Below are 10,374 nucleotides of genomic sequence, written 5' to 3'. Positions count from 1 at the left end.
GCGTGACGATCAAGAAAGAAGCTCCGGCCACTGGAGCCGCACCTGCGGCCCAGGGTGAACGGAGCCCTGCTATCGAGCAGCCCAAGCAAATGAATGAAAGCGACGCTTTTGCCATGCTTAAGGCAAAGCGTGACGCGGCCTCCGCCAATCAGGCAGATGCCGACGCCGATCCCGATGACGGTGCCGCCCAGCCCCCTGCCGATGAGCAGGGAAGCCAGGACGGCGAGCCCGAGGGTAATGGCGCGGCCGAAGCACCGGCGGATGGTGGCGAACAGGATGATGAAGGCGCGGGTGATGCCGACGAGCCCATCTTCACCGTAAAGGTGAATGGTGAAGCACGTCAGGTGCCGCTGTCTGAGCTGACACAGACCTATTCCTCGGCCAAACACCTTGAAGGCAAACAGCATGAAATCTTGGCGCGCGAGCGCGAGGTGACCACGCTGAAGCAGCAGGTGGGCGGCCTGGCCAACCAATACCAGCAGCAGCTCGGGCATCTCTCTCAGATGATGCGCCCGAACCTGCCGGACCAAAACCAGCTGACCGCGCTGCTTCATGCAGCCACCGTCGAAACCGATCCTGCAAAGCGTGCCGAGGCCAACACCCGGTATCTCCAGGGGAAGGAAGCCATTGACCGTTACAACGCGGTTATAGCCGAACAGCGGCGTGTGCAGGCACAGCAAGATCAACAGGCCAAAACCGAGCGTGATGCCTTTGAGGCGCAGCAGGCGGAATTGCTGAGGAAGGCCAGTCCTGACTTTGCAAATCCCCAGTACGTCCAGAAGGCGGTCGGATATCTCAAGGCACAGGGCTTTGAGGATACGGATATCGCCGATCTTGGCGACCACCGTGCCTGGTTGATCGTGGATAAGGCCCGGAAGTGGGACGAGCGTAACCAGAACATCGGGAAGGGCGTGCGCAATGCCGCCAAAGAAGCAAAGTCTCTCGCCCCCTCGGGTGAGGCACCCAAGCCAAACCCGAACGCTGTGCAGAAGTTGGCCGCAAGGGAGGCCTTTGAGAAGAACCCGAACGTGAAGAACGCTCTGGCTCGCCTCAAGGCCGCGAAACAACAACCCTTACGGGGATAAAAAACAATGCCACAGCCAGCAAATACGTACAGCTCATATGATCTGACGAATGAACACGAGGATTATGCGAACACCATCAGCATGATCTCGCCCACCGACACGCCCTTTATGAGCATGATCGGTGACGCGGAAGAAGCCTCCAACACGCAGAAGGATTGGACCACCGACACCCTCGCGGCGGCGGACAACACCAATGCCCGGCAGGAAGGCGCCGACGCTGACCCGCAGTCGCTGACCCCTCCAGTGCGCGTGGGTAACGTAACCCAGATCTCCGACAAGTCCTTTGTCGTGTCTGGTAGCGCCCGCGCCATCGATGTGGCCGGTGCCGAGGATGAATATCTCCGCCAGAAGATCAAGAAGGGCCTGGAGCTTCGCCGCGACATGGAGAAGATCCTGGTCGGCAACCAGTCAGCCGCCGCCGGCAGCGACGGCGATCCGACGCGCCATACCGGCACGATGCAGGCCTGGATCAAGACCAATACGAACAAGGCCAACGACGGCACCGATCCGGTGATCACGCAAGGTCTGCCAGTAGCTCGTGTCCCCGGTACGCCGCGCGCGTTCGATCCGGCGCAAATCACCGACCTGGCCGAGAAGTGCTACGACAACAGCAGCGATTGGCCGTCCGTGATGATGGTCGGTACCCGTCGCCGCAAGAGCGTCAGTGCTCTGATGACCGAAAACGCCATGAACAACCGGGCGGATTTCGAGGAAGGCAAGCTGATCACCAGCGTGCGCGTCTACGAGACCGACTTCGGCGACCTGAACCTGGTCACGAACCGCCACATGGACGACGGCGTAATTGCCTTACTGTCTCCGGATAAGTGGGGCGTGTCCTACCTGCAAGGCCGCAAGTTCATCAGCCAGGAACTCGGCAAGACGGGTGACAACACCAAGCACCAACTGATCTCCGAGTTCATGCTGAAGTGCGAAAACGAGGCGGCCAACGGTCTGATCGCGGATCTGATCGCGGATCTGATCTAAGCCTAAACGGGGCGGACAACCGCCCCCCAATTTCAATGATTGCTCATGCACCATGGCTGGAAAGCCGATCCACTTTCAGAGCGGGGATGTCACCACCCGGATTGATGTTGAGAACCTCGGGGGAGGGCACCGCCGTGTGCATGTGCAGACCTCTGAGGACGTATCCGCAGCTGTTCAGCATGCAGCCGATATCCGCACCAGCGGACTCCGTCACCGGCGCAATGATGCCGAGGCCATCGACCAACAGCCGTTCGCGGTAATCCCGCCTACGGTGATCATGGAGATGATCTCGAAGCACAACTTCAATCTCATGCTGTCGCCCGCGCGCAATGGCATGACGCGCGAGGAGTTTCAGAAGAAGCTGCGGCACCTGCTGAATACCGAATATCCGAACCTTAAAACCTATAACGGACGGCTTTAAGCATGGACCTGGACAGTTACGCAGGCTTGCAGAATGAAATCACCGATTGGCTGGTGCGGCCGGATTTGGCATCGAAAGCGCCCACGTTCATTGCGCTGTTCGAGGCAGACATCCGGCCCAAGGTGCACGCCCTGGAACAAATCGCCATCTCCATCATCACCACGACGCCGGGCACCGCCACTGTGGAGCTTCCCGCTACTGCCAAAGGCGTTTCAGCCCTGGCACATGTCCGGCCCGGCATGCCGAAGATGGCTCAGCAATCTCCGCTCACATTGTTGCAAAGCCCGCGTGCCGGTGTCTCCGGCGTGCCGTGTCAGTTCGCCTGGGAAGGAGGCCGCACGGTGCGCCTGGCTCCCATCCCGGACGGAGAATACGAGCTGCGCGCCATCTACCGGGAGAACTTCGCGCCCCTTTCGGCCGATGTCGCTTCCAACTGGGTCCTGGAGGAGTTTCCGAACCTGTACCTGTACGGGGCGCTCGGCCACGCCAAAACGTACATGCAGGATGCTCAGATCGCCGGCGTGAACACCATGTATGCCCCGGCGCTCGCCGATTTCCTGGCTGAGCTGAGCCGGCGGAAGCTGGTCCAGGGCTCCACGTCATTCCATCAAAGGTTCCTGTGATGCAGCCGGAGCTGTCCGACATCCAGCCGATTGGCGAATGGCGTCCGGACATCGCCGGGCCGTTCACGCAATTTTCCAGCGTCGCTACCAACTGCATCAGTCAGGCCTCCGACTATGTGCCGTTCCAGGACTTTGTGCCCTCTGGCATTGATGCCCTGCCGGACACATGCCGTGGCGCGGTGGCGGTGAAGGACAGCAGCGGGAACGTGCACATATTCGCCGGTACCGCCACGGCCCTGTTCAAACTCAACAGCAACCAGTGGCAGGACGTGACCCGTAGTGCGGGCGCATACGCTGTGCCGGACAACGGGCGCTGGGTGTTCTCCCAGTATGGGAACCGGCTGATCGCGGCCGATTACACCGACGATACGCAGTATTTCGACCTAGGCCTCAGCACAGAGTTCGCCGCCCTGCCGAACGCGCCGAAATGCCGGACCATGACGGTGGTGAACAATTTCGTCCTGATGGGCAACACGTTTGATGCCGTTGACGGCGCGCGGCCAAAGCGCATCCGCTGGGATGGTCTGGATAACACCGAGGCGTGGGAGCCTTCGCCGGTGACGCAGGCCGACTTTCAGGACATCGAGGACAGCTCAGGAGAGGTGCAGGCCGTGGTGGGGTATCAGAACCACGCCATCGTCTTGAAGAGCGACGCCATTATCCGCGCCTCCTATGTCGGGACGCCCGGCATCTTCAACATTGAGACCGCAGAGACCAACCAGGGTACGGTCGGCGGCAATACGGTGGTGGTGTGGGGAAGCCGAATCTTCTACCTCGCCCTGGATGGCTTCTATCTGTTCAACGGTGCGGCCAGCGTCGGCATCGGCGATAAGAAGATCGACCGGACCTTCCTCGCTGACCTGAAGCCTGGGTCCATTCCCCAGATTGTTGCATCCATCAACCCGCTCAAGAAAATCGTCACCTGGGCCTATGTGAGCAACCTCAGCTCCAACGGTTTGCCGGATAAGATGCTGGTTTACAACTGGACGGACCAGCGGTGGACTCTGATAGAGTTGGACGTGGCGCAGTCGTTCATCAGCTTGCAGGCCGGAAAGACCATCGAGGATCTGGGCGCAGAGTATGGCAACCTGGAAGACATTCCGCTGTCACTAGACAGCGCAGCATATGCAGGTGGGTCCGTCTTACCAGCTTCGTTCAATGCAGACGGCGTTCTGGGATATTTCAACGGTGAGCCGATGGAGGCCACGGTCGAGTGCGTGGAAGCGCGCTTAAACCTGAATGGGAGAGCGCTTGTCTCGTCCATCGTCGTGGTGACCGACGCGCCCACAGTGGATGTGAAGATCCTCAGCCGGAACCAGCTGACCGAGACCCATTCCGAGAGCGCCAGCCTCCTGTACAGCGCCGCCACCGGCGAACATTGCGGGCGAGTGGATGCGCGCTTTCATAAATCCAGGATCACGCTGTCCGGAGCCTGGAGCTACGTGCGCGGCCTTCAGTTCCGGGCCAAAGCGACGGGAGTGCGCTGATGCAGCTCACGTTCACCGTCCGCGCCGACAACAGCCCGGATTACATCCGCAATCTGGCCGACAACCTCAAGCGCCTGTTCGACTATGCACGACCCTGGGTAGTTACGGTGGCGGCGGACCATACCATCACCGCCAGCAACGAGTTCGTGGTGGTGGACGCCAGCGGCGACGACGTGGTGGTGACGCTGCCGGCGGCGAAAGACTTCGCCCGCGACACGGTGACGGTGGTGCGATCCGATGCGAGCGGCAACACGCTCACCCTGGAAGCTGCGGCCGGGGAGACGGTCAACGGCGCCAGCACCACCACTATCGGCGGAGCATACGCCTCGCTGCGGTTGGTGAGCACGGGGGTGGAATGGATTGGGGTGTAACCCTTCACGGGCTGCTGCCGCAGGAGCTGGATGCTTTCTGGCCGCAGTTCTGGGGGCTCCTCTCCAAGGCCAATGAGGCCGACCCGGCCGCACAGATAGAGGAGGGCGCCACCTATCTCGCTTTGGCCGCCGGGCAGGTGGCGGGCTTCTATGCTCTGGATGATGGCCACCTGAACATGGCGCTCACTGTGGAAGTCAAAGAAACCTCAAGGGGGCGTGTCGCCGAAGTAACAGCTATTGGCGGTGTAGATATGCCTAGGTGGATCAAGGGCATTGACTTAATTGAAGCGTGGGCCAAAAGTATTGGATGTGAATACCTTCAAGCTTCCGGCCGCTCTGGTTGGGAGCGTGTCCTGAAAGATAGAGGGTTTCGGAAGGTGGCGATAACCGTGGAGAAAGCCTTGTAGCGTGACGAGTAGTAAGAGCAAGACGCAGACCACGACCTCGACAGTTGCCCCGCCGGGGTGGATCGGGGACCAGCAGCAGTTCGCGCTCGATCAGGCTCGCTCCCTGTATGACCAGGGTGCTCCGGCGTTCTATCCCGGCCAGACGTATGCCGATTTGTCTCCCGAGACCTCCCAGGCGATGGGTCTCGCCACCGACCGTGCGGTCAATGGCAGCCCGGCGGTCAGAGACGCCCAGGGCAACGTCACCGATACCCTGAACGGCGCCTATCTGAACGCAAATCCTTACCTGAATGACGCCATCGACATCGCCAATCAGGGCACGGTGCGCGGTTATCAGGACAGCATATTTCCTACCATCGCCAGCGGAAGCGCACGCTCCGGCCGATACGGCTCCGGCTTGTATGCCGACGCCCAGGATTCAGCGCGCACGGCGTTGGCGGGCCAATTGTCAGACACATCCACCACCATGGCGAACCAGAATTATATGCAGGAGCGCCAGAACCAGCTTGCGGCTGCGGGCCTAGCGCCAGCCCTGGCCAACCAGGATTATACGGACATTTCCGCCCTTGGTCAGGTCGGGGCGCAGAAGGAAGCTCAGGCTCAGAAGGGCATTGATGAAAGCATGGCACGCTATTCCTACGACGCCAATTCCCAGGGCGACGCTCTCAACCAATTTCTCCAGCGCTTAGGCTTGGTTACGCCCGGCGCAGGCACAACTTCCACCAATACTCAGCCGGTTCAGGGCAGCAATGCATTGGGACAGGTTCTGGGTCTCGCGGCGACGGGCGCCGGATATTATTTCGGTGGCCCGTCCGGTGGAGCTGCTGCGGGTGGCGCAGCAAATTCCTTGTTCGGCGGAGGTGGTGGCGGTTACTCCCAACAAATGTCTAGCCCTGGCGGAGTTTCGTATTTTGGCTCTGGCCCGGTGTACTGGAATCAGTAAGCCATGGGTATTCTCGATCTCCTGACCGGCCAACCTCAGAGCGGTGTTCTGCGCTACTTGAACTTGCCCCAATCACCGGAGCAGCAGCCGCAGAACGGCGTGATCGCGCCTCAGACGCGCTCCAATCCGATCCTGGAAAGCCCCACCTTTGCAAATTCGCTGACGCGGCTCGGCCTGAACCTGATGGCGGCCAGTTCGCAGCCCGGCGCCACCACTCTCGGGGCCATTGGCACGGCGGGCGGAGCGACCATCCAGCAGCTCGACCAGCTCCGGCAGCAGGCCATTGAAAACCAGCAGCGCCAGCAACAGCTAAATGCCGTGACGCAGGAAGCTCAGCAGAACGCTCAGTATGGGGTGCAGAGCAAAGGATTTGAGGGGGATCTTGCGCGCGCCATGCAGGTGCTGCGCGATCCTTCAGCGAACGAACGGGATAAGGCCATTGCCCAGTCGGTAGTGGACACAGCGTCCCGCCTGGTGCCGACGTTCAACAGCACCACCGGCTCTTTCGTGAATACGCCGAAAGCCGTTCTGCCCGGTGCGCAGCCGTATCAGTCGCCCGCCGGTGTCGCAGCAGCCCAGGGCACTCCTCCGCAGCCCAGCGCCGCGCCACTTCCGGCTGGCCAGACGCTCATGCCGCCGCCAGCCGGTGGACAGACACCGGACGCGGGTGTGTTCAGTTATCAGGACACGCCGAAAACCCGTGCCGCCCAGGCTGAAGCGGTTACGTCCGGGATTGCCCAGGTGGACACCGGCACCTTTGGTGAGATCGCGGCGCAGACCAAGAAGCTGTCGGATCTGGTGCCGGAGCTTCAGCGTGTGCGCACGCTCGCGAAGAACACGAAGCTCGGTGGCACCGGGGCTGCGCGGCTGGCCTTCGGCAAAGCTCTTGGCCTCAGTGACAATGAGCTTTCCGGGATGTCGGAAGCCGAGACCATCCAGTCCATTGCATCGCGGCTGGCCCCCGCCATGCGTACACCCGGAAGCGGGTCCAGCAGCGACACCGACGTGCAGATGTTCCTGAACAGCTTGCCGAGTCTGTGGAACTCACAGAACGGCATCGACAAGATCGTGGACGGCTATGAGCGCATTCTTGATCGTCGGAAGCAGGAAGAAAAGATCGCCCGCCGCCTGCTGCGCTCCGACAATAGCCTGGAGAGTTTTTACGACGAGACCGCCAAGCTCGGCCCGGTATTCAAGGAAAACGAGCTGAATGTCCCCGCCGCCAGCGCCAGCCCGGCATCACCTGCCGCACCGCGCGTCCTGAAGTTCAACCCCACCACGGGGAGGGTTGAATAATGCAGGTGCAACTGCCCACCGGCGATATTGCGGAATTTCCCGACAGCATGTCCCAGGCGGACGTTGAAGCCGTCTTGCGTCGCCAATTCAGCGGCACCAGCACTGGCGCGGACGTTGTAAAGTCGGCTGCCAGCGGCGTCGGCATCGGCGCCGGGATGTTTGCGGATGCGCTGAACCCGGTGAACTGGGTTCGTGATCTGGTGGGAAATACACAGGCGCTGGCCACTGGCGATTTTTCTACCGCAGCGCCGTTCCGAGGGCCATCTTCACCTGCCACCGAGTTAGCTTCATCCATCTATCAGCCGCAGACGAAAGCTGGCGAGTACGCCCAGACAGTCGCCACCGGCGCAACCACTGGCGTGGTGGGCGGTATCCCCGGCGTTCTCACGGGCGCCACCGGCGCGGCTGGTGGCCAAGCCGGTGGTGATGCTGCCGCCTCCACTTTTGGGGAATGGGCACGGCCCTATGGTGGTCTCGTGGGTGCGCTTGTTGGAGGGAAGGCGGGAAGCTCCGTCTACAATGCCGCCAACAAAGCCATCACGCGGCCAGTGGAAACCGGTCGGGCGGAGGTGAATGCCCGCGCCAAAGCCGCCTATGACGCCGTTGACCAGTCCGGCGCGCAGATCTCTCGGCGGGCGGTCAAAAGCTTTGCCACCAGTGTGCAGGATGCCTTGAAGCGGGAAGGGTACGTTGAAAGCGCGCCTGAGTACGCCTCCATCACCCGCAAGCTGAATGAGCTGAAATCTAAACCCCAGGCCGATCTGACCCCCGCCGGGTTCGACGCTTACATGAAGGGCCTGGACGACATTGCGGGGGGATCAACCGAGAGTGCTCGGCTTGCTGGCCGCCTGAAACAGCAGATCAACAGCTTCCTGGACAACGTGACGCCCGCGCAGATGCGCTCCGGAACCCCAGAGGACGCGCAGCTCATTTCCTCCGCTCGTTCCGCCTGGCGCGACAAGCAGGCGTTCAGCCTCGCCGACGATGTTGAGCGGCAGGTCCGCCAACGTGCACCCGGCACGACGAAGCAGACGCGTGCTAGAGACGTTTTCCGTGGCATAGCTGACGATGAGCAGCAGATGGCTTATCTGCGCCCTGAGCAGCGCCCGGCCGTCGAGCGCGCTGCCACCACCACCGGGGGCGAACGTGCTCTGCGAGAGGTGGCAAAGCTCTCTCCGAACCGCCTTCTGGGTTTTGGCGCTGCGGGTGGGGCTCTGGGGTCTGCCGCTGCCGGAGCCTTCAACCCCGCATTCCTCATTCCGAATGCGATTGGCCTGGCCGCCGAGGCAGGATACCGGGGCTCCGTGAACGGCAGCACGAATGCTGCCATGAACTCCCTGCGCCAGATCCAGCCCAGTCTGAGCTACGCCACGCCGGGCGGCATGATCGGCTATGCCGCCAGCGAGCCCCGGCCCACCGATGAGTATGAGGGATTGCTGCGGTTTCTGTTCAACGAAAATGAAAGTGGGATTGGTGAGTAAATATGTTCTCGCGCTCTGGATTGCCCTTGTAACGCTGATTTCAGCTCCTGCCTTTGCGGACGGTTTGGCGGATTATTCGACCACACCTGGCTCCAACGTCTTCCTGTTCCCGGAGCCGATGCCTGCCGGTGACGTGAACGATGCGGCCCGCCAGCTCATGGCGGATGTGCGCTCTTTCTACGAAGATCCCCAATGGATCGATCTCGGCTTCACGACCACCCAGGTTAACGGCAACACCTTCCTGGTGAGCGGCGATAAGACGGCATATTTCCCCACCGGACGCCGCATCAAGGCGGATGACATCCTCACCTATTACGGCACAGTCAGCAGCAGCACCTACAGCGCGCCGAACACCTCCGTGGTGGTGAATATGGACAGCGGGTCGCTTACCGCCGCCCTGGAGAAAATCTATGTAGGGTTCGTGGATGGTGTCACGCGGCCGATCCCGGCAAGCGCCGTCAGCGGCTCGTTAGTTAGCGTCGGCCTGGAAGCACCGTCCACCTTCGCTGTAAGCCGCACGCCGGTCACCATCAGCGACACGATCTCGCTCACATGGGTCGTCCAGTCAAGCAACACCATCTTCGCCGGTCCAGCGTCCGGGAATAGTGCCACACCATTCTTCCGGGCCATTAGCAGCTCAGACCTGCCTTTCCTTGTGAGCAATAGCGGTGCAAGCCTGACGCTTGCGGTTCCGACCGTGAGCGCGAGCACGGTGTATGCCGGTGGCGCTCCTCTCAGCATGTCCTATTTGGGTTCTCTGACGGCAAACAATTCCGCCGCGTTGAATTTCACCTCATCCACGGTGACATTCGACAATACCTACCGGTCCTACAAATTCATTGTGAAGGACTTGGCGCCGCAAACGGACGCCGTAAACTTTTATGTTCGCGTCAGCATCGATGGTGGGACCTCCTGGGTCAGCAGCAGCACCCCTTATGGGTTCCGTTCGGAAGACTTTTTCGGGGGACGGCTCTATACCAATGAGAACCAAATAAGGCTCACGGTGAGCGTGCAAGGAAACGCCGCCGGGGAGGTAATAAATGGCGAAATGACATTCTTTAACATGACATCATCGACTGGTTTTAAAGGGTTTTCTTGGATGGGGATGCAAACGCTAACAGACGGGTCACCTAACCCATCTGTTAGCGGGGGCGCCTATAAGTCAACGACGCCAATCAACGGTGTGCAGTTTTTTATGTCGTCCGGCAACGTCGCGTCGGGAAATATTGCGGTATACGGAATAAAATAGATATAATGGCATTAAAATAACGAAAGC

At 60.7% G+C, this 10,374-nt stretch carries 11 protein-coding genes; all 11 read left to right on the top strand.

Going from position 1 to position 10,374, the window contains the following annotated elements; all coding sequences use genetic code 11:
• Positions 1–2 precede the first annotated feature (2 nt).
• From V5G24_RS13600 to V5G24_RS13550, 11 genes are read left to right on the top strand one after another with little or no spacing between them, the layout of a single operon-like run.
• Positions 3–1,085, top strand: a complete 1,083-nt coding sequence (locus V5G24_RS13600; RefSeq protein WP_394085737.1) for a hypothetical protein — start codon at positions 3–5, stop codon at positions 1,083–1,085.
• Between the two features lie 6 nt (positions 1,086–1,091).
• Positions 1,092–2,069 carry an SU10 major capsid protein gene (locus V5G24_RS13595; protein ID WP_394085738.1) on the top strand — a complete coding sequence of 326 codons (978 nt, stop codon included), beginning with the start codon at positions 1,092–1,094 and terminating at the stop codon, positions 2,067–2,069.
• A 52-nt stretch (positions 2,070–2,121) separates the two neighbouring features.
• The gene (locus tag V5G24_RS13590) at positions 2,122–2,490 is read left to right on the top strand and encodes a hypothetical protein (RefSeq protein ID WP_394085739.1); all 369 of its coding nucleotides are present in this window, start codon (positions 2,122–2,124) and stop codon (positions 2,488–2,490) included.
• A gap of 2 nt (positions 2,491–2,492) precedes the next feature.
• The gene (locus V5G24_RS13585; RefSeq protein ID WP_394085740.1) at positions 2,493–3,113 is read left to right on the top strand and encodes a phage adaptor protein; all 621 of its coding nucleotides are present in this window, start codon (positions 2,493–2,495) and stop codon (positions 3,111–3,113) included.
• Positions 3,113–4,600 carry a hypothetical protein gene (locus V5G24_RS13580; RefSeq protein WP_394085741.1) on the top strand — a complete coding sequence of 496 codons (1,488 nt, stop codon included), beginning with the start codon at positions 3,113–3,115 and terminating at the stop codon, positions 4,598–4,600. Before V5G24_RS13585 ends, V5G24_RS13580 begins: the two co-directional genes overlap by 1 nt.
• Complete coding sequence (locus V5G24_RS13575) at positions 4,600–4,971, top strand: hypothetical protein (RefSeq protein ID WP_394085742.1); 372 nt, start codon at positions 4,600–4,602, stop codon at positions 4,969–4,971. The genes V5G24_RS13580 and V5G24_RS13575 overlap by 1 nt, the downstream gene beginning before the upstream one ends.
• Positions 4,956–5,378: a hypothetical protein gene (locus V5G24_RS13570; protein WP_394085743.1), complete on the top strand. Its 423-nt coding sequence runs from the start codon at positions 4,956–4,958 to the stop codon at positions 5,376–5,378. Before V5G24_RS13575 ends, V5G24_RS13570 begins: the two co-directional genes overlap by 16 nt.
• A gap of 1 nt (position 5,379) precedes the next feature.
• Positions 5,380–6,321: a hypothetical protein gene (locus V5G24_RS13565; protein WP_394085744.1), complete on the top strand. Its 942-nt coding sequence runs from the start codon at positions 5,380–5,382 to the stop codon at positions 6,319–6,321.
• Between the two features lie 3 nt (positions 6,322–6,324).
• Entirely contained in the window at positions 6,325–7,617 is a 1,293-nt protein-coding gene (locus tag V5G24_RS13560; RefSeq protein ID WP_394085745.1) for a RodZ family helix-turn-helix domain-containing protein, read from the top strand.
• On the top strand, positions 7,617–9,098 hold the full coding sequence (locus V5G24_RS13555) for a hypothetical protein (protein ID WP_394085746.1): 1,482 nt from the start codon (positions 7,617–7,619) through the stop codon (positions 9,096–9,098). The genes V5G24_RS13560 and V5G24_RS13555 overlap by 1 nt, the downstream gene beginning before the upstream one ends.
• Positions 9,091–10,347 (top strand): hypothetical protein, encoded by a 1,257-nt coding sequence (locus V5G24_RS13550; RefSeq protein ID WP_394085747.1) that lies wholly within the window; start codon positions 9,091–9,093, stop codon positions 10,345–10,347. Before V5G24_RS13555 ends, V5G24_RS13550 begins: the two co-directional genes overlap by 8 nt.
• Positions 10,348–10,374: the final 27 nt, after the last annotated feature.

The sequence above is a fragment of the Roseixanthobacter finlandensis genome (genome assembly GCF_043195105.2).
Classification (GTDB): domain Bacteria; phylum Pseudomonadota; class Alphaproteobacteria; order Rhizobiales; family Xanthobacteraceae; genus NCEH01.
Note: the sequence above shows the minus strand (reverse complement) of the source record. Positions and strands in the feature narration are given on the sequence as shown.

Bases quoted from the DNA above. Each gene is read 5' to 3' on its own strand.
- V5G24_RS13585 (WP_394085740.1), top strand. From the start codon at position 2,493: ATGGACCTGGACAGTTACGCAGGCTTGCAGAATGAAATCACCGATTGG.
- V5G24_RS13580 (WP_394085741.1), top strand. From the start codon at position 3,113: ATGCAGCCGGAGCTGTCCGACATCCAGCCGATTGGCGAATGGCGTCCG.
- V5G24_RS13570 (WP_394085743.1), top strand. From the start codon at position 4,956: ATGGATTGGGGTGTAACCCTTCACGGGCTGCTGCCGCAGGAGCTGGAT.
- V5G24_RS13555 (WP_394085746.1), top strand. From the start codon at position 7,617: ATGCAGGTGCAACTGCCCACCGGCGATATTGCGGAATTTCCCGACAGC.
- V5G24_RS13560 (WP_394085745.1), top strand. From the start codon at position 6,325: ATGGGTATTCTCGATCTCCTGACCGGCCAACCTCAGAGCGGTGTTCTG.
- V5G24_RS13590 (WP_394085739.1), top strand. From the start codon at position 2,122: ATGGCTGGAAAGCCGATCCACTTTCAGAGCGGGGATGTCACCACCCGG.
- V5G24_RS13595 (WP_394085738.1), top strand. From the start codon at position 1,092: ATGCCACAGCCAGCAAATACGTACAGCTCATATGATCTGACGAATGAA.
- V5G24_RS13575 (WP_394085742.1), top strand. From the start codon at position 4,600: ATGCAGCTCACGTTCACCGTCCGCGCCGACAACAGCCCGGATTACATC.